At 65.2% G+C, this 24,363-nt stretch carries 20 protein-coding genes; 12 read left to right on the forward strand and 8 right to left on the reverse strand.

The genetic code is table 11. The annotated features are described in order from the left end of the window. Positions 1-34: 34 nt before the first annotated feature. Complete coding sequence (locus tag AC3WR3_RS11155; protein WP_042649503.1) at positions 35-649, reverse strand: trimeric intracellular cation channel family protein; 615 nt, start codon at positions 647-649, stop codon at positions 35-37. 134 nt (positions 650-783) lie between these two features. Then, positions 784-1,548, reverse strand: a complete 765-nt coding sequence (cysZ, locus tag AC3WR3_RS11160) for a sulfate transporter CysZ (protein ID WP_042649502.1) — start codon at positions 1,546-1,548, stop codon at positions 784-786. 387 nt (positions 1,549-1,935) lie between these two features. On the opposite strand from cysZ, the gene AC3WR3_RS11165 reads away from it, so the two are divergent. From AC3WR3_RS11165 to ligA, 3 genes are all read left to right on the forward strand, one after another. Then, on the forward strand, positions 1,936-5,310 hold the full coding sequence (locus AC3WR3_RS11165; RefSeq protein WP_492291877.1) for an AAA family ATPase: 3,375 nt from the start codon (positions 1,936-1,938) through the stop codon (positions 5,308-5,310). Between the two features lie 15 nt (positions 5,311-5,325). Continuing rightward, entirely contained in the window at positions 5,326-6,453 is a 1,128-nt protein-coding gene (gene zipA, locus AC3WR3_RS11170) for a cell division protein ZipA (protein ID WP_139436491.1), read from the forward strand. A 99-nt stretch (positions 6,454-6,552) separates the two neighbouring features. Next, entirely contained in the window at positions 6,553-8,559 is a 2,007-nt protein-coding gene (gene ligA / locus AC3WR3_RS11175) for an NAD-dependent DNA ligase LigA (RefSeq protein WP_492291878.1), read from the forward strand. Between the two features lie 59 nt (positions 8,560-8,618). On the opposite strand, the gene AC3WR3_RS11180 is transcribed toward ligA, so the two are convergent. Next, positions 8,619-9,593, reverse strand: coding sequence for an ABC transporter substrate-binding protein (locus AC3WR3_RS11180; protein WP_492291879.1), 975 nt, complete (start codon positions 9,591-9,593; stop codon positions 8,619-8,621). Positions 9,594-10,025: 432 nt separating this feature from the next. On the opposite strand from AC3WR3_RS11180, the gene nrdD reads away from it, so the two are divergent. The 4 genes from nrdD to AC3WR3_RS11200 all read left to right on the forward strand — a co-directional run bounded on the left by nrdD (position 10,026) and on the right by AC3WR3_RS11200 (position 13,919). Beyond that, complete coding sequence (nrdD, locus tag AC3WR3_RS11185; RefSeq protein WP_492291880.1) at positions 10,026-12,143, forward strand: anaerobic ribonucleoside-triphosphate reductase; 2,118 nt, start codon at positions 10,026-10,028, stop codon at positions 12,141-12,143. Between the two features lie 205 nt (positions 12,144-12,348). Next, positions 12,349-12,864 (forward strand): anaerobic ribonucleoside-triphosphate reductase-activating protein, encoded by a 516-nt coding sequence (gene nrdG / locus AC3WR3_RS11190; protein WP_492291881.1) that lies wholly within the window; start codon positions 12,349-12,351, stop codon positions 12,862-12,864. 347 nt (positions 12,865-13,211) lie between these two features. Beyond that, on the forward strand, positions 13,212-13,382 hold the full coding sequence (locus AC3WR3_RS11195; protein WP_025327864.1) for a YqaE/Pmp3 family membrane protein: 171 nt from the start codon (positions 13,212-13,214) through the stop codon (positions 13,380-13,382). Positions 13,383-13,535: 153 nt separating this feature from the next. Beyond that, on the forward strand, positions 13,536-13,919 hold the full coding sequence (locus AC3WR3_RS11200; protein ID WP_139436483.1) for an energy transducer TonB: 384 nt from the start codon (positions 13,536-13,538) through the stop codon (positions 13,917-13,919). A gap of 60 nt (positions 13,920-13,979) precedes the next feature. Here the strand turns inward: AC3WR3_RS11200 and AC3WR3_RS11205 are convergent, their stop codons facing one another. The 4 genes from AC3WR3_RS11205 to slyA form a co-directional block, all read right to left on the reverse strand. Beyond that, entirely contained in the window at positions 13,980-14,339 is a 360-nt protein-coding gene (locus AC3WR3_RS11205; protein WP_139436481.1) for an MliC family protein, read from the reverse strand. A gap of 179 nt (positions 14,340-14,518) precedes the next feature. Beyond that, positions 14,519-15,547: a DUF2955 domain-containing protein gene (locus AC3WR3_RS11210; RefSeq protein WP_492291882.1), complete on the reverse strand. Its 1,029-nt coding sequence runs from the start codon at positions 15,545-15,547 to the stop codon at positions 14,519-14,521. A 10-nt stretch (positions 15,548-15,557) separates the two neighbouring features. Further along, positions 15,558-16,613, reverse strand: coding sequence for an HlyD family secretion protein (locus tag AC3WR3_RS11215; protein WP_202047145.1), 1,056 nt, complete (start codon positions 16,611-16,613; stop codon positions 15,558-15,560). A gap of 1 nt (position 16,614) precedes the next feature. Further along, entirely contained in the window at positions 16,615-17,088 is a 474-nt protein-coding gene (slyA, locus tag AC3WR3_RS11220; protein ID WP_139438144.1) for a transcriptional regulator SlyA, read from the reverse strand. Positions 17,089-17,299: 211 nt separating this feature from the next. Between slyA and AC3WR3_RS11225 the strand changes: the two genes are divergently transcribed. Genes AC3WR3_RS11225 through AC3WR3_RS11240 form a run of 4 tightly spaced genes read left to right on the forward strand, consistent with a single transcriptional unit; the run spans position 17,300 to position 22,462 of the window. Then, a complete protein-coding gene (locus tag AC3WR3_RS11225) occupies positions 17,300-18,610 on the forward strand; it encodes a 2-hydroxycarboxylate transporter family protein (RefSeq protein ID WP_319917195.1) in 1,311 nt (436 codons plus the stop codon). Between the two features lie 22 nt (positions 18,611-18,632). Further along, a complete protein-coding gene (locus AC3WR3_RS11230) occupies positions 18,633-20,183 on the forward strand; it encodes an NAD-dependent malic enzyme (RefSeq protein ID WP_492291883.1) in 1,551 nt (516 codons plus the stop codon). 17 nt (positions 20,184-20,200) lie between these two features. Further along, positions 20,201-21,766 (forward strand): ATP-binding protein, encoded by a 1,566-nt coding sequence (locus AC3WR3_RS11235; RefSeq protein ID WP_492291884.1) that lies wholly within the window; start codon positions 20,201-20,203, stop codon positions 21,764-21,766. A gap of 3 nt (positions 21,767-21,769) precedes the next feature. Further along, the gene (locus AC3WR3_RS11240) at positions 21,770-22,462 is read left to right on the forward strand and encodes a response regulator (protein WP_005324712.1); all 693 of its coding nucleotides are present in this window, start codon (positions 21,770-21,772) and stop codon (positions 22,460-22,462) included. Positions 22,463-22,539: 77 nt separating this feature from the next. Here the strand turns inward: AC3WR3_RS11240 and AC3WR3_RS11245 are convergent, their stop codons facing one another. Beyond that, positions 22,540-23,427, reverse strand: coding sequence for a DMT family transporter (locus AC3WR3_RS11245; RefSeq protein WP_492291885.1), 888 nt, complete (start codon positions 23,425-23,427; stop codon positions 22,540-22,542). Positions 23,428-23,523: 96 nt separating this feature from the next. Between AC3WR3_RS11245 and AC3WR3_RS11250 the strand changes: the two genes are divergently transcribed. Next, the gene (locus AC3WR3_RS11250) at positions 23,524-24,318 is read left to right on the forward strand and encodes an AraC family transcriptional regulator (RefSeq protein WP_492291886.1); all 795 of its coding nucleotides are present in this window, start codon (positions 23,524-23,526) and stop codon (positions 24,316-24,318) included. The last annotated feature ends 45 nt before the right edge of the window (positions 24,319-24,363 follow it).

A 24,363-nucleotide genomic window follows, 5' to 3' on the forward strand; every position in this document is an offset into this window, starting at 1 on the left:
GCAATCCAGCCGATCTGGCCAGAAACTGGCGCGCTCAGTGGGTGGCGTACTGGTAATTGAAGGTGGGGAGTCCCCACTTGAAACGCACCGCCAGCAGTCGCAGCACGAAGCCGATGCCGATGGCCCCGAAGGCGGCCCAGTCATTGGGCAGGCCCTGATCCAGCGCGAAGCAGTAGAGGGCGGCCGTCACCAGGGAGACGGCGGCGTAGAGCTCGCGCTTGAACACCAGCGGGATGCGTTGGCACAGGAGATCCCGCAGCACGCCGCCAAAGACGCCGGTGACCACCGCCATGATGCAGGCGATGCCGGCCCCGTGTCCCATCTCGAGCGCCCGGGCGGCGCCAAAGATGGAGAAGACCACCAGCCCCAGGGCATCGAGGGCCAGGAACAGCTTGCCGAGATAGCGCATCAGCGGGGCCGAGATGACGCCTGCCATGGCCGCCCCCGCCACCAGCAGCACATATTCGGGGTGCTCCACCCAGAGCAGGGGGTAGTGGCCCAGCAGCACGTCCCGGATGGTACCTCCCCCTATGGCCGTCGCCGAGGCGATGATGACGACACCAAACAGATCCATCCGCCGCCGGCCCGCCGCCAGCGCGCCAGTCATCCCTTCGGCCACCAGGCCGAGCAAGAAGAGTGCATGTAACATGAGTTATCCCAGGGTGCGAGAAAGCCCCGCATCCTAACAAGCCTGGTCTGGCACGACAAGCACTCTCATGTTTGCATTAGATTAAGTAATGAAAAGGGGGCCTATGCCCCCGTTTTTGGTTATGAGTGCCCGGCTCAGCGGCGAAGCTGCTCGCTGCGATACTGATCCACCCACATGGCGGTGGCGCCACAGATGGCGACCGGCATCACGAACAGATTGACCACGGGAATGGCGGAGAAGAGGGTGACCAGGGCACCGAAGCTCAGGCACTTGCCGCGGCGCTGCTTCAAGGCATCGCGCATGGTGATGAAGTCGATCTTGTGGTTGTCGAACGGGTAGTCCACATACTGGATCGCCATCATCCAGGCGCTGAACAGGAACCAGAGCACGGGGGCCAGGGTCTGGCCCACCACCGGGATGAGGAACAGGATCAGGCAGCCGATGGCCTTGGGCAGGTAATACTTCAACTTGGTCCACTCGCGGCTGAAGGTGCGCGGCACGTCCTTGACCACGTCCAGCATGCCGGTGTCGCTCACCGCCTCGCCGGTGAGGATCTGCTCCACCTTCTCCGCCAGCAGGCCGTTGAAGGGGGCCGCTATCCAGTTGATCACCGAGCTGAAGATGAAGGAGAACACCACCAGTATGGTGATGAGGGCGATGGGCCACAGCAGGTAGTCGAGCCAGGAGAGCCAGCTCGGGATCTGCTGATGGAGCCAGGCGAACAGGCCGTCGAGTTGCAGCAGCAGGGCATAGAAGGCACCGGCGAACAGCACGAAGTTGACCAGCAGGGGGATCAGCACGAAGGTGCGGATCCCCGGCTGGCGAATGAGGGAGAAGCCGCGCAGGAAGTAGTCTGCACCGCTGACCGAATCTTTGACCATGTGAGGAGATTGGCTCATCTGAGATCCATCAATGAAGGGGTAGGGTGCCAGCATATTACAAACAAGCCTCCAATTTGGTAAAGTCGCGAACTATTCCCGATATCCCGTCCGGTCAGGCCGGACGTCGGATGATATGGGTGTGCTGGCTGCCTACGTAGTCCCAACAAGGCCGGGTTCGGATCTGGTAAAGTCGCGAACTATTCCCGAAATCCCGTCCGGTCAGGCCGGACGTCGGATGATATGGGTGTGCTGGCTGCCTACGTAGTCCCAACAAGGCCGGGTCCGGATCTGGTAAAGTCGCGAACTATTCCCGATATCCCGTCCGGTCAGGCCGGACGTCGGATGATATTCGTGGGCTGACAGCCCGCCCGCCGCCTCTTCATTTCGCCACTGACACGGGTCGCCATGCGTCTGAAACTGATCAAACTCGCCGGCTTCAAGTCGTTCGTCGAGCCGACCCGCATCGAACTGTCGGCCGACATGACCGCCGTGGTGGGCCCCAACGGCTGTGGCAAATCCAACGTCATCGACGCCGTGCGCTGGGTGCTGGGGGAGAGCTCGGCCCGCCACCTGCGCGGCGAGAACATGACGGACGTCATCTTCAACGGCTCCATCAACCGCAGCCCCCACGGCCGCGCCTCGGTGGAGCTGGTGTTCGACAATCCCCACAACCGGGTGCCCGGTGAATTTGGCCGTTATACCGAGATCTCGGTGCGCCGCGAGGTGCTGCGTGACGGCTCCAACCACTACCAGATCAACGGCCAGAAGTGCCGCCGCAAGGACGTGACCGATCTCTTCCTCGGAACCGGCCTGGGCCCGCGCAGCTACGCCATCATAGAGCAGGGCACCGTCAGCCGGCTGGTGGAGTCGCGCCCGGCGGACCTCAAGCTCTTCATGGAAGAGGCCGCCGGGGTCTCCCGCTACAAGGAGCGGCGCCGGGAGACAGAGCAGCGCATCCGTCACACCCAGGAGAACCTGGAGCGCCTCGGCGACATTCGTGGCGAGCTGGGTTCCCGCCTCGAGCACCTCAAATCCCAGGCCGAAACCGCCGAGCGCTACAAGCAGCTCAAGAGCCGCAGTCGTGCCGCAAGGGCCGAGCTCATCGGCTCCGAGCTGTGGGCGCTGGAGACCCGCCTCGGCGAGGCCAAGAACGAGCTGGCCCAGGCAGAGCAGGCGCTGGCGGCGCTCGATGCCAAGCGCACCGCGGGCGAAGGGCGCCACGTCACCCTGTCGGTGGCCCGCCAGGAGGCCCAGGCCGAGCAGGCGAGCCGTCAGCAGCAGATCTTCCTCGGCGGCCAGGCCATCGCCCGCCTCGAACAGCAGCAGCTTCACCAGACCGAGCTCGGTCGCGACTGGCAGGTGCGGCGCCAGGCCCTCGGCGAGCGCATCGACGGCATCAAGGCCCAGCTGGTCAGCCAGCAGGAGCAGCAGGCCGAGGGCGTCCTCCAGGGGGAGCTGGAGTCGGCTCGCCTCGAGCAGTGTGAGCAGTTACTTGCCGATCAGCAGGCCGTTCGCCTAGCGGCTGGCGAGCGGCTTGAGCTGGCCCGCCAACACCAGCAGCAGTGGCAGCAGCAGCTCGGTCAGGCACAGGGCAGGCTCAACCAGACCCGTGCCCAGCGAAGCGGCCTGCAGGAGCTGCAGGCCAAGACCCGGCTGGCGCGACTCAAGCTGGAGGATGAACAGGCAGGCCCCCTCGGCGGGGAAGGTGAGAGCCTGCAGCCCGCGCTGGATGCCCTGTCGGATGAGCTGGCACTCTCTCGTGCCCGCCACGAGGCGTTGGAACAGGCGTGGCAGGCCGGCGTGGCCAGCCACGAGGCCCTCAAGGGACAGCGGGATCGGCAGGGCGGCCTGCTGCGCGAGCTCGGCGCCCGCCTCACCACCCTTAACCAGATTTTGGGGGAGCAGATGCAGGGCGCGACCCTGGCGGATCGGCTGCAGGTCGCCCCCGAGTGGGCCCAGGCGCTGGACAAGGTGCTCGGGCGCTGGCTCACCGCCCAGCCGGGGGACCAGTGCGACCTCGAGCAGGGCGGGCTCTGGATTGGCCCGGCTCACCCTGCGGTGCCCGGCACCCTGGCGGCCCGGATCGAGGGGGATCACATCCCCGCCTTCCTCAACGTCATCTGGCTGGCCGATGACAGGGAGGCGGCCCTGGCCCGCCAGTCATCCCTCCTGGCCGGTGAGTCTGTGCTGACCCCGGCGGGGGACTGGTTTGGCCCGAATTGGGCCGATCTCGGCCAGGGCGGCGCCCTCGGCACCCTGGCGCTGCTCGGTGAACGTGAGCGGTTACACACCGAACTGGCCGCTGGGGAGCAGGCGCTGGTTCAGCTGGATGCCCAGTTGAAGGCCGCCGATGCCGACCGTGCCCATTTGCACAGCGCCTTTGAGGCGAGCCAGCGCACCCTGCGCGAGCAGGAGCTGCGATGGCAGCAACTGCGGGAAGCCTGGAGCCTGCAGCAGGGTCAACGTCAGGAGCGGCTGCTGCGCCTCGGCCAGCTGGGGGAAGAGTTGACCCGGCTGGACAAGGAGCAGGCCGAGGAGGCCGAGCGGCTGGCTGCGGCCCAGCAGCAGCTCGAGCTGGAAGAGGCGCATCTTGCCGAGCTGCAGGAGCAGGGGGAGCCGCTGGCGGAGGCTCTCTTGCTGGCCCAGGAGGGGGTCGCCAGTGCCGAGCGGGCGCTGGAGGAGGCGCGTGCGCGCCGGGAGCAGCAGCAGGCCAGCTGCCAGCGCTGGCAGCTGGCGCAGCAAAATCTGGCGCAGCTCATCTCCCTGCGCGAGCAGGAGCTGGCCCGGCTCGGGCTGGAACTGGCCGAGCTCAAGGGGCCGGACGCCCAGGCGGTGCAGGACATCTCGCCCCTGCTGGCGGAGCAACGCAACCTGGAGGCGCAGCAGCTCGCCTGCCATCAGCGGCTCGCCGAGCTGGAGCGTCAGCTGACCGAGCTGGAGCAGGCCAGAAGCGCCGACCACAAGCAGCTGGTGGCCCTGCAGGAGAAGCTCGCCCAGCTCAGGCTGGAGCGGGAGCGCAACCTGACCCGGCGACAGGGGCTGCACGAGCAGTTCGAAGAGCTGGGCGTGCGTCTGGTGGATCTCGATCAGGCGGTGCTGATCGCCGCCGATCGTGGCAAGCTGCGCCAGGAGATCCAGACCCTGGAGACACAGGTGGAGGCACTTGGCGCCATCAACCTGGCGGCGCTGGAGGAGTATGAAGAGGCGAAAACCCGGGCAAGCTACCTGGAAAACCAGTGCCAGGATCTCGAGCAGGCGCTGGAAACCCTGAGCCAAGCCATTAAAAGAATTGATAAAGAAACACAAATACGCTTCCGCGACACTTTCGATAAGGTCAACGAAGATTTAAAATCCCTGTTCCCGAAAGTGTTCGGGGGGGGCAGTGCCTGGCTTGAGCTGACCTCGGACGATCTTTTGGAAGCCGGAGTGAGCATCATGGCAAGACCTCCGGGCAAGAAGAATGCTACCATTGCCCTGCTTTCCGGGGGGGAGAAGGCGTTAACCGCCCTTGCGCTGGTTTTTGCCATCTTCAGACTCAATCCAGCACCCTTCTGTCTGCTGGATGAGGTGGATGCACCGCTCGATGAAGTGAACGTGGGTCGCTTCTGTTCTCTTGTCAAAGAGATGTCGAGCACAGTACAGTTCGTTTACATCAGTCATAATAAGGTCTCCATGGAGATGGCCGAGCAGCTGATAGGCGTCACGATGCAAGAGCCCGGGGTTTCTCGCATCGTGTCGGTTGACATCGGTGAAGCCGTCGCTTTGGCTGAGCAAAACTAGAAAGAGAAGCAGCTAATGCAGGAATTGCGTTACATCTTGGTTGCCCTGGGCGGTATTGCCATCGCGGCATTGCTCATTCACGGGTTGTGGAGCAACAGAAAGAACCGTCAGGCACCGATCAAGGAAAAACCCCTGGGTCGGATGGAATCCAAGTCACGGGATCGTGACAGCGATGCGTTTGACAGCGATGGCATCGGTCAGGTGCGCGTGGTCAGCGGTGGCCGTCGTGCCGAGCCCAAGCTGCGCAACGACGAGGCCCATCAGCCGGAACCCCGCCGTGCCGCCACAGTACCCGCCTTCGATGAGGACGAGGATGACGATCTGCCACCGCCTGTGGTGCGCAAGCCTGCCCCCCGTCCGGTGACGCCGCCCCCCGTCTATGAAGAAGAAGACGAGTATGAGGAGCCGAGCGCCGAGCCTGTCGAAGAGGTGCCTGCCGCGCCGGTACGCAAGCCTGCCCAGGTGATCCGCCGCACTCCGGTGCACCGCTCCCGCCCCCAGCGTGAACCCATGATGCAGCCACTGGACGACGAGCCACTGGTGGAGCCGGCCTACGCCCAGGCGCCGACCTTCGGTGCCCGCGAGCCCGCGCCGCAGCAGCAAGCCCGCTATGCCCAGCCCGCGCCTGCGTACGAAGAGCCCGATTATGATGACGAGCCCGCCTACGAAGAGCCGGTCCAGGTGGCCGAGCCCGTCCAGGAGCTGCCGCCGGTCGAGAAGATCTGGCAGGATGTCTATGTCATCAACCTGATGGCCCGTCCTGGTCACGATCTGCAAGGGGCGACCCTGCTCTCCTCCCTGCTGGCGCTGGGCTTCAAGTTTGGCGAGATGGACATCTTCCACCGTCACGAGGATCTCAACGGCAAGGGTGAAGTGCTCTTCTCCATGATCAACATGGTCAAGCCGGGTACCTTCAACCCCTACCGCATGGAGCAGTTCAGCACTCCGGGTGTGTCCCTCTTCATGCAGCTGCCCCTGCGCAGCAACGCGGCCTTTGCGTTCGAGCACATGCTGCAGGCGGCGGATCAGCTGGCGAGCGATCTCGATGCCATGCTGACCGATGCCTCGCGCAGCCCGCTCAGCGACGACGACATTGCCCGTTATCGCCATGAGCTGGCCGCCTACGAGGCCAGCCGCGACTGATGCGCCATTTGGCCTCAGCCATGAAAAGTGCGGTACCCAGGTGCCGCATTTTCATTTCTGCCCCAGACTGATTGTTCCATCACACTTCGAGACTTCTTCATGAGCGACATCCTCTCCCGCCACCGTCAACTGTGTGAACTGCTCACCGAATATGGCCATCAGTACTATGTGCTGGACAACCCCACGGTGCCGGACGCCGAATACGATCGCCTGATGCGCGAGCTGATCGCGCTGGAAGCCGAGCACCCCGAGCTGAAAACCCCGGCCTCTCCCAGCGTGCGGGTCGGCGGCCAGCCGCTCTCTGCCTTCAGCCAGGTGCGCCACGAGATCCCCATGCTGAGCCTGGACAACGTCTTCAGTGACGAAGAGCTGCAGGCCTTCGAGCAGCGCATGCGCGATCGCCTCAAGCGCGAGCTGAACTTCACCTTCTGCTGCGAGCCCAAGCTGGATGGTCTGGCGGTCAGCCTGCTCTATGTGGACGGCCAGCTGGTGCAGGCGGCCACCCGGGGGGATGGCGCCACGGGAGAGGAGATCACCGAGAACGTGCGCACCATCAAGGCCATTCCACTCGTCCTGCGGGGCTCAGGCTGGCCTGCGCGACTGGAGGTGCGTGGCGAAGTCTTTATGCCCAAGGCCGGTTTCGAGGCGATGAATGCCAGGGCGCTGGCCGCAGGGGAGAAGGTGTTCGTCAACCCGCGCAACGCCGCCGCCGGCAGCCTGCGCCAGCTCGATTCCCGCATCACCGCCAGCCGTCCCCTGAGCTTCTACGCCTATGGCGTGGGCATAGGCGGCGACGAGCTGGGGAATTCCCACTTCGCTCGCCTCAACCAGCTCAAGGCCTGGGGGCTGCCGCTCAGCCCCGAGGTGAAGCTGAAAGAAGGCGCCGCCGGTTGCCAGGCGTTCCACGACGACATCCGGGCCCGTCGCAGCGAGCTGCCCTACGAGATCGACGGCGTGGTCTACAAGGTGGACGACATAGCGCTGCAACAGGAGCTCGGCTTCGTGGCCCGGGCCCCGCGCTGGGCCACGGCCCACAAGTTCCCGGCAGAAGAGGAGATGACGGAGCTTGAGAACGTCGAGTTCCAGGTGGGCCGTACCGGCGCCGTAACCCCGGTGGCCAAGCTCAAGCCGGTGTTCGTCGGCGGCGTCACCGTCTCCAACGCCACCCTGCACAATGCGGACGAGATAGCGCGCCTCGGCGTCATGATCGGCGATACCGTGATAGTACGCCGGGCGGGGGACGTGATCCCGCAGATAGTGGCCGTAGTAGAGGCCCAGCGCCCCGCGGATGCCCGCGAGATCCTCTTCCCCACCCAGTGCCCGGTGTGCGGCTCGGCGGTGGAGCGGCTGGAAGGGGAGGCGGTGACCCGCTGCTCCGGCGGCCTGTTCTGCGAGGCGCAGCGCAAGGAGGCGATCAAGCACTTCGCGGCGCGGCGCGCCATGGATGTGGACGGTCTGGGTGACAAGATAGTGGAGCAGCTGGTGGACAAGGGACTGGTGAAGACCCCGGCGGATCTGTTCAGCCTCAACGCCATCCAGCTGGCCGGTCTCGAGCGGATGGGGCAAAAATCTGCCCTCAATCTGGTGGCCGCCATCGACAAGGCCCGCAGCACCACCCTGCCGCGCTTCCTGTTTGCCTTGGGCATTCGCGAGGTGGGAGAGGCGACGGCGCTGAACCTGGCCAACCACTTCCTCACCCTGGATGCCCTGCGCGCCGCCTCGGTGGAACAACTGCTCGAGGTGGCCGACGTGGGGGACATAGTGGCCAAGCACGTCTACTACTTCCTGCGCCAGCCCCACAACATCGAGGTGCTCGACGCCCTGCTGGCCGCCGGCATCCACTGGCCAGCCATCGAGCAGAAGGAGGCTGCACAGCAGCCCTTCGCCGGCAAGACCTTCGTGCTGACCGGTACCCTCACCACCTTGTCCCGCAACGATGCCAAGGCGGCGCTGCAGGCCCTGGGGGCCAAGGTGGCGGGCTCGGTGTCGGCCAAGACAGATGTGCTGGTGGCAGGGGAAGCCGCCGGCTCCAAGCTCGCCAAGGCGCAGGAGCTCGGCATCACCATCTGGACCGAAGAAGAGTTGCAGGCGGCGATCCAGCCCTGAGTTGACAGGGGCACAATAAAACAGACCCGGCCAGATGGCCGGGTCTGTCGTTTTCGGGCTCAGTCGACATAGCCCACCCGCCCCTGCCATCTTGATGGGGCCTCAAGCTGCCAGCGTGCCAGCTCGCTCTTGCTGAACAGGTATTCACCGCGCTGGGCGGCGCGGGGGGAGAGGGCCTGTGGCGCCGTACCCGCCAGTATGGCATTGGCGAGCTCTGCCGCCTTCTCCCCCTGGGTGCGACCATCGAGCACCAGGCCGCCTATGGTGCGGCCCGGCCCCACCGCAAACTCCCAGAAACCGAACAGGGGCACGGGGCTGTGGGCGCTGGTCCAGTCCAGCACCTGCTGCTCGCTCACATGCAGCCCCTGCTCGTCGGTGAGGGTGTGATAGAGGCCGAGGAAGAGAGCCTCATAGCCGTTCTGCCGACTGGCGAGCACCGCCTCCTGCCAGCGCCCGTAGTCGTTGAATTGCCGGCTGCTCACCCGGGTCTGGCCGACCCGCAGCTCGCTGCGCCCCTTGAACTCCTCCTCGATGGCGGTGCGCGACACCTCGCTCTCGTCAAACAGCACCAGCGCCTTGCCGATGCCGCCCATCAGCTGGCTCATCTCGCTGATGTTGCGCTTGAGCAGGGGGCGTTCCAGCACGCCGGTGATCAGAGGGTGGCCGACCAGCCCCTTGGGGCGCGGGTTTTCGTTCATGCCGAGAAACACCACTGGGGTGCCCAGGGCGGCGATGGGGCGGGCGAGGGCGTTGATGGCGTTGTCATCCCCGAGCACTACCAGGGCCGGCTTGCACGCCTGATAGGCCGCCATCCCCTGGCTGACGAGCTGCTCCTGCGTCTGGTGAGGCTGACGCTTGGTATCCAGGTAGAGGTGGCTGATGTGGTGCTCGCCCTTGAGGTGTGTCTTCAGGCCGGCGCTGTAGCTCTGATCCCACAGATTGGCCTGATGGTAGCTGCTGATCACCAGGATCTCGGCGGCCAGTAGCTGGAGCGGGAATAGGGCTAACAGGAGCCACACCTTGGTCACGTTCATTTTCCATTGGCAGGACACTGCACCCATTATGTGCGTTCCGGCTGCGGGTTGCCTCGGTCAATTGTTGTCAGATGGTGCCATCCTCCCCCGGGGCTCTCCATCGGGCGCCAGCCCGCACCCCGTCTGGGATGCGCACAAATGGCCTCTTTTGACGCTGACTGTGAACTGCGCCACTCCTTCCAAAACCTGTCCTGGATCAAGAAACGGGTCATCGCTTTGGGGCCTAATAGCTACCACATATAGGGGTTACCATAAAAAAAATACCCATATATAGTGTTATAAAGCTGTGCATAAGTCGTCTCCCTCTCAGCGTCAGCCCGGGCCTCTCAGGCCCCGGCTGAATGCATGTGCGCCGGGGATAGGGTGTGGAGAAGGGGACTCAACAAGGGTGAGCCCAGGGTGGCTGCCAGGCCTTTAATGCGGGGAAAATCGATGAAACCGGTAGTGATCAAACGTGATGGATGTCGCGCACCATTCAATGGCCAGCTGATCGCCGAGGCGGTGAGCCGGGCGGCGGAAGCGGTCAATCAGGCCAATCCGGCGCTGGCACTGCGCATCTCAGGCGCGGTCAGCCAGGAGCTGGAAGGGCGGGGCGAGGTGGATATCCACGAGATCCAGAACCGGGTCGAGAACCATCTGATGGCGTCCGACGACAAGGCCATCGCCCGCGCCTACATCGAGTACCGTCACGACCGGGATCAGGCCCGCGAGGCCCGCGGCCGGCTGGCCCAGGAGATCCGTGGCCTGGTGGAGCAGACCAACGCGGCTCTGCTCAACGAGAACGCCAACAAGGACTCCAAGGTGATCCCGACCCAGCGCGACCTGCTGGCGGGCATAGTCGCCAAGCACTACGCCATCAGCCACATGCTGCCCCGCGAGGTGGTGCAGGCCCACGAGAGCGGCGATCTGCACTTCCACGATCTCGACTACTCCCCCTTCTTCCCCATGTTCAACTGCATGCTGATCGATCTGCAGGGGATGCTGACCCACGGCTTCAAGATGGGCAATGCGGAGATAGACACCCCCAAATCCATCAGCACGGCCACCGCCGTGACCGCCCAGATCATCGCCCAGGTGGCGAGCCACATCTATGGCGGCACCACCATCAACCGCATCGACGAGGTGCTGGCTCCCTATGTGACCATCAGCTGGCAGAAACACCGGGAAGTGGCCGAGGAGTGGGGCATCAGCGACGTGGACGCCTACGCCATGGCCCGCACCGAGAAGGAGTGCTACGACGCCTTCCAGTCCCTGGAGTACGAGGTCAACACCCTGCACACCGCCAACGGTCAGACGCCGTTTGTCACCTTCGGCTTCGGCCTCGGCGACAGCTGGGAGTCGCGCCTCATCCAGCGCGCCATCCTCGGCAACCGCATCGCCGGCCTGGGCAAGAACAAGAAGACCGCCGTCTTCCCGAAACTGGTGTTCGCCATCAAGGATGGCCTCAACCACAAGTTGGGAGATCCCAACTACGACATCAAGCAGCTGGCGCTGGAGTGTGCCTCCAAGCGGATGTATCCGGACATCCTCAACCATGACCAGGTGGTGAAGGTGACCGGCTCCTTCAAGACCCCCATGGGCTGCCGCTCCTTCCTCGGTGCCTACGAGGAGAATGGCGAGCTCATTCATGAAGGGCGCAACAACATAGGGGTGGTGAGCCTCAACCTGCCGCGCATCGCGCTCAAATCCCGTGACGAGGCGGATTTCTGGGACAAGCTGGATGCGGCACTGCGGGTGGCCAAGACGGCGCTCATGTACCGCATCAAGCGACTGGATGGCGTCAAGGCGCGGGTCGCCCCCATCCTCTACATGGAGGGGGCCTGCGGCGTGCGCCTCAAGGCCGACGACAACGTCAGCGAGATCTTCAAACATGGCCGCGCCTCCATCTCGCTCGGCTACATCGGGGTGCACGAGACCATCAACGCCCTGTTCGGCACCGATGTCCATCTGTTCGACAGCGACACCCTGCGCCAGAAGGCCATCGCCATCATAGCGCGGCTCAAGGCGGCCACCGACGAGTGGAAGGAGGAGACAGGCTACGGCTTCAGCCTCTACTCCACCCCGAGCGAGAATCTCTGCACCCGCTTCTGCCGCATCGACGCCAAGGAGTTCGGTGTGGTGGCAGGCGTAACCGACAAGGGCTACTACACCAACAGCTTCCACCTCGACGTGGAGAAGCAGGTGAACCCTTACGACAAGCTGGACTTCGAGGCGCCCTATCCGCCCATCGCCAGCGGCGGCTTCATCTGCTACGGCGAGTACCCCAACATCCAGCACAACCTGGAGGCGCTCGAGAACGTCTGGGACTACAGCTATGACAAGGTGCCCTACTACGGCACCAACACCCCCATAGACGAGTGCTACGACTGCGGCTTCACCGGCGAGTTCGAGTGCACCTCCAAGGGCTTCACCTGCCCGCGCTGCGGCAACCACGACCCCGCCAAGGTGTCGGTGACCCGCCGGGTGTGCGGCTACCTCGGCAGCCCGGATGCGCGCCCCTTCAATGCGGGCAAGCAGGAAGAGGTGAAGCGCCGGGTCAAGCATATGTGAGTCCAGAGCGGATCCCAGCCTCCCCTTAACAAGGGGCAAGCCGGCTCCCCTAACCCTCTCCCAGGGGGGAGAGGGGACCGATCGAGGAGCTGTTGGCGCCGAACTGCTCCCTTCTCCCCTTGCGGGAGAAGGGCTGGGGATGAGGGGGAGACCACTCCAACCCGAGGCCGGGATAAGTGACAGCCATTGTTGAGCAAGAGAGAAGATGCACTACCACCAATACTACCCGGTCGATGTGGTGAACGGCCCAGGTACCCGGGCCACCCTGTTCGTCTCGGGCTGCGAGCACCAGTGCCCGGGCTGCTACAACCAGAGCACCTGGCGTCTCGATGGCGGCAAGCCGTTCGATGAGGCGATGAGCGATCGCGTCATCAGGGATCTCAAGGATTCACGCATCAAGCGGCGAGGTCTGTCGCTCTCGGGCGGCGATCCGCTCCACCCCGCCAACCTGCCCCAGGTGCTGGCGCTGGTGAGACGGGTGCGGGCAGAGTGCCCCGGCAAGGACATCTGGTGCTGGACCGGTTATCGCTTAAGCGAGCTTAGCCCGGCCCAGTGCGAGCTGGTCGCCCTGCTGGATGTGCTGGTGGACGGCAAGTTCGAAAAAGGGCTGGCGGACCCCGGCCTGCTCTGGCGCGGCAGCAGCAACCAGATCATTCACGACCTCAAGGCCTGGCGGGAGCGGGAGCATAAGAGCCGGATCCCCTGCCAGCTACTGGGGTGACAATAGCAGCAACCAGATCATCCGCGATCTCGATGCCTGGCGGGAGCGAGAGCATAAGAGCCGGATCCCCTGCCAGCTACTGGGGTGACAATAGCAGCAACCAGATCATCCACGACCTCAACGCCTGGCGGGAGCGAGAGCATAAGAGCCGGATCCCTTGCCAGCTACTGGCCTGATCATTGCGCTTCCCGGGGGCTAGGTGCGCGCCAGCCACTGTCAGCTGAACCCGGGCTCAATCCCGGGCGAGAAAGGCGCGAAAGCTGTTCGCTGTGGTTTGCAGTTGTGGGCAAGGCTGTTTATGGTTAGCCCATCCGAATCACATGACATCTTTCATGAGGAACCATGAGATGAACAATTTGCTCAAGATCCTGCTGGCCATCTTTCTGCCGCCGGTCTGTGCCTTTATCCAGGTGGGGCTCAGCCTGCACTTCTTCATCAACATAGTGCTGACCCTGCTCGGCGGCCTGCCCGGCATGGTCCACGCGCTCTGGTTGGTGGTCAGCGACAAGCGCGCCTGAGTCATCCCCGTGCGAACAAGGCCAACCCCAGGGTTGGCCTTTTTATTGCCCGCGAGAGTGCCTCGCCAGATGGGGACTTCCCGAATGAGCCTCACTGTCTGACACTGGCTGGCCGTTCAAGGAGCCGAGCGGTCACAGGACAAGGAGAGTTGAATGGGTTTGAAGCTAGTGCTGCTGGGGGTCGCCCTGATGCTGGGGGGCTGCGCCAGCCCCACCGCGAAGCTGAATCAGCCTCCGGTGGATATCGTCTGGGAAGATCTGCCCAGATACTGGGTTCAGGTGGGGCAGATAGGCGACTTCAATCCGGTCGGTGGACTGCCCAAAGAGAGGCCGGTGAAGGGCTGCGTGACCCTTCGCTACCTCATCGATTCCAATGGCGATCTGTTCAGTCCCGAGGTGCTGGAGTCCGAGCCCCCCGGCGTGCTGGATCTCATCGCCATCTCAGGGCTGGCGCAGGTGCGTTATCGGGTGTCCGAGCAGAATCCGCAAGCCATCCCGGTACGGGTTGTGGTCCGATATGACGTCGAAGTGAGATGACAAAGACCCCGGCCTTGGCCGGGGTCTTTGTCACTGCGGGGGCGCTGTTGCCTGCGGGGCTTATTGCTCCTTGCAGTCGTTGTAGCGGCTCTGCCACTCCCCGGCGTCATCGCGCATCTCCACGAAGCCTTCCTTCCCCTTGTTCCACCAGACCACCTCGTGATCGTCGGTGTAGCGGGCGCCGGAGGCGGAGACCGCCTGGGGCAGGGTGTAATCCTTGCCATCGGGCAGGGCGAGCTTGACGAAGTTCAGGCTCTCGTCCGAGAGGGAGAAGTAGCGCACCTGCACCTTCTGGTTCTGCTCGCACAGATAGGTGACGGGATCGCCCCCTGTCACCCCCAGCTTGCCGGCCCCCAGATCGCAGCCGCCGAGCAGGATCATACCCCCCATCCCCAGTAGAAAGAGCTTGGCGTGTTTCATGTCGCATCCTTTGTCGGTGTCATATGGAGTTGAGCCTAACAGGCTGGAGGATGAGTGCAACCTCATGGTGGGGGCCGTGCGTCGGGATGCGTCCGTCCCCTGTGCAACCGGCGGGCAAAAAAACGCCCCGCAGGGTTGCGGGGCGAAAGACAGCACATCCTTGGCCATTGGAAAGGGGATCAATAACCGAAACGGGTCGCCTCGAAACGGTTGAGCAGACGGTGAATGAGGTAGCAGGCCAGCAGGGTGGCGACGATGGCAAAGAGGATGCTGCTCACCCGGTAGAGGGCGCTGAACACCAGATCGTTGCCCGGGGTCAGGTACTGGCCAAACAGGATGCCGAGGGTGGTGAGAGCGCCGAAGCCGACCCCGGAGCCGCTCGCCTCCTTCACATGGGCATGGCTGAACAGCATGGCCCCGAGCCAGAGCAGGGGGGTGACCAGCAGGAGCAGACCTGACCAGTCGTAGAGCACCAGCTGCCCCAGGATGCCGAAACTCACTCCCAGCAGGGTGCCCATGGCGCGCTTGCGAGCGTAGCTCAGGGCCCCGTCCCAGTGCATGGGGAAGAGCACCAGCAGTGTGGTCGCCTGGGCGGACATGGAGTCGCGCAGATCGAACAGCTGGAAGACCATGAACGACAGGGTGGCGATGCTGGCGCCGAGCAGGGCCTCGTGGCGCATCCGGTGGGGCGCCTTGGGAGAGGGGGCGGGGGCGGGCCGGGGCTCTACGTCCGGGATCAGGGCCGTCATCAGGTAGGCGATGAGCACCGACAGGACGCTGGCCCAGAGGTTGCTGAAGATGAGATCGTTCAGATCTGTCCCGGGATAGCTGGCAAAGTGCAGCATGATGCTGAGGCTGAGCACGCCGTTGGCGCCAAACAGGAAGAGGCTGCCCCGGGACATGGCGGCGAAACGGTAGAGGAACAGCAGGAAGACGAGGGGGGTCATCAGCCCGGGATGACTGCCGAACAGGCCGCCCAGCAGGCCGACCTCCAGCCCGCACATGGCGGCCGAGGCGATGAGCTGGCGGGCGGCGTGGCCGTTCATCACGGGGATCATGCCGAGCAGCAGCACGGGGGTGACGGTGAAGAAGACCCCGTTGCTCCAGCCGAAGATCTTGCACAGTACAAACCCCAGGGTGCAGCCGAAGGCGATGCGCAGACACTGGCGCAGCTCGTTGGCGGTGAGGGGTCTGTGCCACAGGTTCATGGTCGTCATCTCAGTAGATGTAGTGCAGCAGGCTGAGCAGGCGGATCTGGCCGCGGGCAAAGAACGCGCTCAGGGCGTTGTCCGGCAGCAGCTGGACAGTGGCGCGGGCCCCGGCCGGCAGATGGGCGGGCAACTGATCCAGGGTCAGGTGCAGGCGCAGTCGCTGGGCATCCCGCACCCAGCGGTCGGACTCGATGGGGTTGGCCAAAAGGCCGTTGGCGTCGAACTGGCCCGCGCTGACCCCGGCGTCCAGGCTGGCGACCCGGGCCGGATAGAGGCGGCCTGGCTCGCCGTCGAAGGCGACCAGCGCGCGGCTTTCCGGGGTGATGTGGCGCAGGCTCTTCTCGCGAAAATCGGCGATCACGTCCACCTGCTCCGAGACCAGGGCCAGCAGGGGAGCGCCCGCCGTGGCCACGCTGCCCGGCTTGAGCTGCAGATTGGTGATGATGCCATCCTGGCTCGCATGGACCTGGCTGTAGGTGAGGTTCAGCTCGGCCTGGGCGAGGCGGTTGCGCGCCTGGCGCAGCAGCAGGTTGTCGTCACCGGCCAGGCCGCGGTTGACGCGAGCCTGCTCCATGCGGGCCTGGCTGGCAAGCAGGTTGGCACGGGCGGTGCGGGCGGCGCTGTCGGCGTCATCTTTCTGCTGCTCAGACACCATGTGGCGGCGATAGAGGGTATCGATGCGCTCGGCCTCCCGTTGTTTCTGGGCGGTCTGGGTCTGCAGCGAGCTGAAGTCGGCGGCGGCGGCGTTCAGGGTCGCATCCAGCTGGCGATTCTGCTGCTCGGCCTGATCCAGGGCGAGTCTGGCCTGCTCGACCGCGAGCTCGAAGGGGGCCGGATCCAGCACGAACAGCAGATCCCCCTGTTTGACGTGCTGGTTGTTCACCACTGCCACCTCGACCACCTTGCCGCTGACCTGGGGCGCCATCTTGGTGACGACCCGGGTAGCCATGGCCTGGGGGGTGAGGGGCATCTTGATGTCGGCCAGCAGGAAGTAGCCGAACACCAGGACGAAGCAGGCCATGGCCCACTTGATCCAGCGCTTGAATTGTTGATCCGGGGTCATCTTATTCTCTCTCTTCATGCTGGGCACCGATCTTGCCGAGGGCGTTGGCGGAGATCCGGTGCACTATCTCTTCAAACTGGGCCAGCTCCTGCTGGCTGATGCCGGCGAGCAGCTCCCGGCGTATCTCCATGATGCGATCCTCGATCTTGTCGAGCAGCGCCTTGCCGGCCGGGGTCAGGGTGACGATGCGGGCGCGCTTGTCCTGGCTGCAGCAGTGACGCTCCACCAGTCCCTGCTCTTCCAGCTGGCCCAGGGTGCGCATCAGGGAGGGCAGCTCTATCTCCAGCGCCTCGGCCAGGGTCTTCTGGCTGAGGTGGCCGCCGAGGCGACTCAGCTTCCAGAGCGCGGTCCAGCGCGGATGGGTCAACCCCAAGGGGGCCAGCTCGATATCGGCCACGGTGCGCCACAGTCGGTGCAATCGTCCGACTCGTTCGGCGAGGGAGAGCTCGCGCAACATCTCCAGATCCTTTTTCATGGCAGACACCTCATATACTTAGCCTGCTAAGCATTATATTTATTTAGCAGGCTAAGTAAAGCGTGATTCAGCTCACATTAAGTCTCGGGGCCGCGGGGAGGGCAATGGTGCTTAAGGTTTCAATGTTTTTATATGGCTTTGCAGGGCCGCTAACCGACAGCAGAGGAGGGGATACGTAGAGTGGCGCCACACCACAAGCTGGAGCATAACAATGAAAAACCTCTCTACCTCCGAAGTACAGATGAAGGGCGCCTGGGGCGACCAGCAGATCGCTGGCATGCCCATGATGATCTTCCTCGGGCTCGCCACCTGCGTCCTCTACGCCGGCTGGAACGGCTCATTGCCGCTCGGCATGGTCGGCGCCCTGGCGCTGATGTTCGTGCTCGGCACCCTGCTGAGCGAGCTGGGCGAGCGGATCCCCCCGATACGGGAGTACCTGGGGGGTGGCACCATACTCGCCATCTTCGGCGGCGCCGCCCTGTTCGAGTACAGGATACTGCCGGCCGAGGCGGGTGAGGTGATCACCCGCTTCATGAAGGAGGGGGGCTTTTTGAACTTCTTCATCGCCAGCCTGGTGACCGGCTCGGTGTTCGGCATGAGCGGCGCCCTGCTGAAAAACGCCGCCATGCGCTACCTGCCGGTGATCCTGGGAGGCGTGGCGCTGGCGCTGCTGAGCGTCGGCCTGGTCGGCTCCCTGATGGGGTACGGCTTCAAGAATGCGGTGCTGCTCATCGGCCTGCCCATCATGGGGGGCGGCATGGGCGCCGGCGCCGTGCCGCTGGTGGAGATCCTCTCCGGCCCCTTGCAGATGTCCAGTGCCGACCTGCTGTCGCGCATGGTGCCCGCCGTGGTGATCGCCAACACCCTGGCCATACTGGTGGGCTCCCTGCTGGCGCGCCTCGGTCGCCGCTACCCCTCCCTGACCGGCAACGGCAAGCTGATGGTCAAGGAAAGCAGCCAGAGCGTCGCCGACGAGCAGGCCGAGGCGCCGACCCTGCAGAGTCTGGGGCTCGGCCTCTTCATCAGCTCCAGCATGTTCGTGCTGGGCTCCTTGCTCGGCAACTTCATCCCCATGCACCCCTTCGCCCTGATGATTTTGGCGGTCGCCTTCATCAAGGTGAGCGGTGTATTGCCGCGCCGCTATGAGCAGGCGGCCGCCGACTGGTACCAGTTCGTGGTGAGCAACCTCACCCCCTCCCTGCTGGTGGGCATAGGGGTGGCCTACACCAGCATCCCCGAGCTCATCGGCGCCTTCTCGGTCAACTACTTCATCATGGTGCTGACCACAGTGGTGGGCGGCGCCCTGGGGGCGGCCCTGGTGGGGCGCATGATAGGTTTTTATCCCATAGAGGCGGCCATCACCGGCGGCCTGTGCATGGCCAACATGGGGGGCACAGGTGACGTGGCCGTGCTGTCGGCAGCCCAGCGCATGAAGCTGATGCCCTTCGCCCAGATCTCCTCTCGCCTCGGCGGGGCCGTGATGCTGATCCTGGCCACCGCCCTCATCTCTCTGCTCGCGTGACGACCGGATACAGGAAAACGACATGAACGACATCATGATGGGCACCAGCCTGCCCTATGCCGAACGCAAGCGTCAGGGCCTGATGGGGCGCATGCCCCACAAGGAGGAGTCCCTCTCCCAGCAGCGCCGCCGCATCTACCGCCTGGTCTCGGCCATGCAGAGCCCCTTCGACCAGCACCTGCTGCTGCGCCAGTTGCAGGAGGACAACCCTGTGCTGTTTTACGATCTGGTGCGCCACCACCTGCCGGAGCTCTTGCCCATCATCTACACCCCTGTGGTGGGGGAGGCCTGCCAGCGCCACAGCGATCTCTACCTGCGCAGCCACGGTCTCTACCTCTCCTGGCACGACAGGGACGAGCTGGACGCCATCTTCGCCGCGGTGGAGCAGGAGGTGGACGTCATCGTCATCTCCGACGGGGAGCGGGTGCTGGGGCTCGGCGATCTCGGCATCGGCGGCATGGGGATCTGCATCGGCAAGCTGGCGCTCTACAGCGCCGCCGGTGGCATCAACCCGGCCCGTACCCTGCCCCTGTGCGTGGACGTGGGCACCAACAACCCGGCCCTGCTGGAGGATGACTCCTACCTCGGCTGGCAGGCCCCGCGCATCGACGGCGAGACCTACTACAGCTTCATGGACAAGGTGGTGGCGGCCATTCGCACGCGCTGGCCCCAGGTGGTGCTGCAGTTCGAGGACTTCGCCGGCAAGCATGCCGCCAACCTCCTGGCCCGCTACCGGGACGAGCTCTCCATGTTCAACGACGACATCCAGGGCACGGCGGCGGTCGCCTCCGCCTGCGTGCTGGCAGGCTTGCAACAGGCGGGCAGCACGCTCGCCGATACCCCTGTGCTCATCGTCGGGGCTGGCTCGGCGGGCTGCGGCATCGCCGCCATGCTGGCCCGGCTGGCGGGCAGCCCGCAGCGGGTGCAGCTGTTCGATCAGGACGGCCTGGTCTGCCTGGACAGGGCCAACCTGACTCCCTCCCAGCAGCCCTTCGCCCGCCCGGCAGAGGAGGCCTGCACCTCCCTGCCCGAGCTTATCGCCCGGTTGCGCCCCGGGGTGCTGATCGGGGTGAGCGGCCAGGGGGGCCTGTTTGACGAGGCGGTGCTGACGGCCATGGGGGAGGCGTGTGAGCGCCCTGTGATACTGCCCCTCTCCAACCCGACCCGCAGCGCCGAGGCGACCCCGGAGCAGGTGTGGCGAGCGACCGAAGGGCGCGCCCTGCTCGCCACCGGCAGTCCCTTCGCCCCGGTCGAGGTGGCAGGGGAGCTGCGGGTGGTCTCCCAGTGCAACAACGTCTATGTGTTCCCGGGCATTGGCCTCGGGGCCTGCGCGGTCAAGGCGCGGCGCATCAGCGATGGCATGTTGCAGGCGGCGGTGCGGGCGGTGGGCGCCTGTGCGCTGGCGGAGGGGCGGTTGCTGCCCCCCATAGAGGAGGTGGGGGAGGTGGCCCGCGCCGTCGCCAGGGCCGTGGCCCTGACCGCCCGCGAGGAGGGGTTGGCGGATTTTGACGGTGATCCCGCGCCGCTCATTGACCAGACCTGGTGGCGCCCGCACTATTGGTCCGCCTCCTGACGTTGCAAGGTGAATCGATGAAACTGCGCCACCAACTGGTCACTCTCTCCCTCGGGCTGTCACTGCTGCTGATCCTGATCCTGGGGGGCCTGCTCGCCCTCTTCATTCGCCACCTGCTGGAGAGCAACCTGGAGGAGAAGGGGAGCGATCTGGCCCGGGTGCTGGCGGCGGACGGCCGGGTGGTGCAGGCCCTGCAGCAGGGCAGGGATCCCGGCCTGCGGGACTATGTGCAGGGGATCTGCAGCCGCACCGATGCCGCCTACATGGTGGTGACCGACGAGCATGCCCGCCGCCTGAGCCATCCCTCCCCCGAGCTGGTCGGCGCGACCTTCCGTGGCGAGGATATCTGGCCGGCGATCCACGAGCGGCGCAGTTATTGCTCCAGGGACGCGGGCACCCTGGGCCCGGCCATCCGCTGCTTCTCGCCTGTGATAGGGGCGGACGGGCGCGCCATAGGCGCGGTGGCGGTGGGCTACCTGATGCGCACGGTGGAGGGCACCTATCTGGAGCGGATCGCCCTGCTCATCAGCGCCATCGGCGCCGTGCTGGGCTGCGGTCTGCTGCTGGCGTTCTGGTTGCAGCACCGGCTGCGGCGCACCCTGCTGGATCTGGAGCCGGAGACCATAGTCAACCGCTTCGCCCAGCAGGATCTGGTGCTGGAGAGCATCTCGGAGGGGATAGTGGCCCTCGATGGCAACCATCGCATCAAGATGCTCAACAGCGCGGCCTTCTACCAGTTGCGGCTGCCGGGCACCGGTCGCCACGCCCTGCTGGGGCACTCCCTGGCCGAGCTGGCCCCCGGCCTGCTGCCCGCCCTGGAGCAGGAGGGAGGGGTGAACTTCACCGTGCAGGGTGAGGCCTTCGTCGGCCACTGGCAGGAGCTCGGCGGCCGCGAGCCGGGGCGCATGCTCATCTTCAGCCGGCCGGACGGCACCGGCAGCCTCGGCATGCAGGTGACCCACCTGCGCCAGTATGCCGAGATGCTGCGCATTCAGACCCACGAGTTTGCCAACAAGCTGAGCAGCCTCTCCGGCCTGCTGCAGCTCGGTCACGTGGATCAGGCGGTGGAGCTCATCCAGCAGGAGAACGAGGCCTGCCAGACCATGCTGCAGGATCTGCTGCGCTCCATCGAGAACAAGCCGGTGGCCGGCCTCATCCTCGGCAAGTTCAGCCGGGCGCGGGAGCTCGGGGTCGAGCTGGTGCTGGATCCCGGCTCGGCGCTCGGGGAGTACCCGGCCGAGGTGTCGGCGGATCTCATCACCTGCATCGGCAACCTGCTGGACAACGGCATCAGGGCCGCCTGGGCGAACCGCCAGCGGTGCGCCCCCCGGGTGCTCATCTCGGTGGATGACTTCGGGCGTCGGCTGGTGATCGAGGTGGAGGACAGTGGCGAGGGGGTGGACGAGGCGCTGGCGGATCACCTGTTCGACTATGGGGTCAGCCGCCAGACCGGGGATCACGGGGTCGGCCTCTTCCTGGTCAAGAAGACGGTGGCCCGCCGTGGGGGTGTGATAGAATGGCGCCGCACCGCCGAACAGACGACCTTGTTCGGTATCTATTTGAATAAAAACCAATTGGTGTGAGTCATGAAGCCAATTTTCACTCTTGTTATCGAGGACGACGAGCGGATCGGCGCCATCCTGGCCGAGCTTATCTCCTCGACCCCGGGCTACTCCCTGCTGGGGCGGGCCGAGAGCCTGGCCCAGGCCGATCTCATGATGCGTGCCACCGAACCCCAGTTGCTGGTGGTGGACATCTCCCTGCCAGACGGCTCGGGCCTGGAGTGGGTGAACCGGCTGCGCAGCCACAACCGGGAGGTGCTGGTGGTCATGGTGACCGCCTCCTGCGACGTGGAGACCATACAGCAGGCCCTGAATCTCGGGGTGCAGGACTACATCATCAAGCCGCTGCGGCTGTTTCGCATCCAGCAGAGCCTGGACGAGATCCTGACCCTGCATCGCCGCCTGTGCGAGCGCGGCCTGCTGGAGCAGAGCGATCTCGACCGCCTGATGGGCAAGGGGCGCATTCAGCCGAGGGAGGTGCGCGACACCCCCAAGGGCATAGACGCCATCACCTTGCGCCAGGTGCTGGAGCTGCTGGCGGGGGAGCCGGACACCGCCTTCTCCACCGATACGGTGGCGCTGCGGTTGTCGCTTAGCCGCACCACGGCGCGCCGCTACCTGGAATTTCTGGAGTCCGAGGACAAGCTGGACGTGGATCTCAACTACGGCCAGCGCGGCCGCCCCGAGCGCCGCTACCATTGGCGCCGCAGCAGCTGAGGGCGTTCTAACCCGCAGATGAAAGAAGGGAGCCTGAGGCTCCCTTCTTTCATCTCGCCAGAGCGGCGTTCGCACGCTTATGCCCCTTCGGGCAGAGGGCGGCGAAGCCTTGGCTTGAACTGGGAGATCATGACGCCGGTCAGGATCAGGCCGCCGCCCAGCAGGTGATAGCCGTGGATGGGCTCCCCCAGGGTGATGACGGCGATCAGCGCCGTGCACAGGGGCATCAGGTTCATGAACACAGAGGTGCGCTCCGCCCCCAGGCTGGCCAGGCCGCGCATCCAGCAGTAGGCCGCCAGCAGGGAGGAGGCGAGCCCGGCGAACAGCACCAGACCCCAGCCTTCGGCAGGCACCGCCAGGGAGTCCGCACTCAGGGCGACCGGGATCAGCAGCAGCACCGCCAGCAGGATCTGCAGATAGAGGTTGAGCCAGGGGCCGAACGGCAGTTGCCAGCGGCGGATCAGCAGGCCATAGAGCGCATAGCTGGCGGAGCCGAGCAGCATGAGGCCATCCCCCGGATTGATGCCGTCGTGCAGCAGGGCGAGAGGGTTGCCTTTGCCGAGCAGCCAGAGCACCCCGAACAGGGAGAGGCTCATGCCGAGCAGCGCCTGCTTGCCCGGGCGCTGGCCGAAGAAGAGGGCGCTCTGCAGCAGGGTCAGCAGCGGGATGAGGGAGCCGATGACCCCCATGTTGGTGGCCGAGGTGCTGTGGGCGGCGTAGTAGGCCAGGCACTGGTAGAGCACCATGCCAAGGGCTGCCAGCACCAGCAGCTTGCCGAGCCAGGGGCGGAGATCGCGCCGGCGGCGCCACAGTTGCGGCAGGCAGAAGGGGGAGAGCGCCAGGGCGGCGATCACCCAGCGGTAGAAGGAGATGGCGGCGGGATCCAGCACGCCGGCGGCGGCCTTGGAGACCACGGTATTGGCGGCCCAGATCAGGATGGCGAACAGGGGAAAGAGAAAGGGCATAGGCACTCCTTGATACGATGGGGAGAGTCTAGCCTTGTCTTGAACGATGCAAGTAGCGTAAATAAGACATGTCATAACCGCTTTGGGACAATCTTCATGGGCAGCCTCACCCTGGCCGAGCAGGATCGCCTGCTGGCCGACCCCAACCCCCTCTATTTTCGCTACAGCCAGATCCAGGGGGGCAACGCCTGCGCCGAGCACGCCCACCCCTGGGGCCAGCTCAGCCTCATCAGCCTGGGGGTCATGGTGGTGGAGGTCGGGGGAGAGCGGCTGGTGGCGCCGGCCGACTACCTCATCTGGGTGCCGGCCAACCTGCCCCACAGCGCCTTCAACGAGCAGACCCTGGACTACACCTCCATCTACGTGGGCCACGCACTGGCGCCGCGCCTGCCAAGGGAACCCCAGCTGCTGGCGTTGACTCCCTTGCTGCGTGCCCTGCTGGAGGACTTTACCCAGCGCCGGGTCGGCCATCTGGAAGACGAGTGGGACGCTCGCCAGGGGGAGCTCTTCATCGAGAAGCTGGCCCGCACCCGCTGCCAGCCGAGCTACCTGCCCCAGAGTCGCGACCGCCTGCTGGCACCGTTGCTGGCCGCCCTGCAGGCGGCCCCCGAGGACAATCGCACCTTGGCCGAGTGGGCCAGGGTGCTGCACACCACCGAGCGCACCCTGGCGCGTCGCTGCCAGAAGGAGCTCGGCATGAGCTTCGGCCAGTGGCGCACCCGGCTGCGGCTGGTCAAGGCGCTGGACTGGCTGCGGGGGAAGATGCCGGTGCAGGAGATCGCCTGGCGTCTGGGCTACACCTCCACCTCGGCCTTCATCGCCATGTTCCAGCGGGAACAGGGATGCGCCCCCCAGCGTTATCGCCAGCAGCTGGGCCAACCCGTGGCCTGAGCTGCATGAAAAAGGGCGCCCGCAGGCGCCCTTGTGGATCACGGG

Source organism: Aeromonas sp. EU05-FHT14A05 (assembly GCF_058791175.1).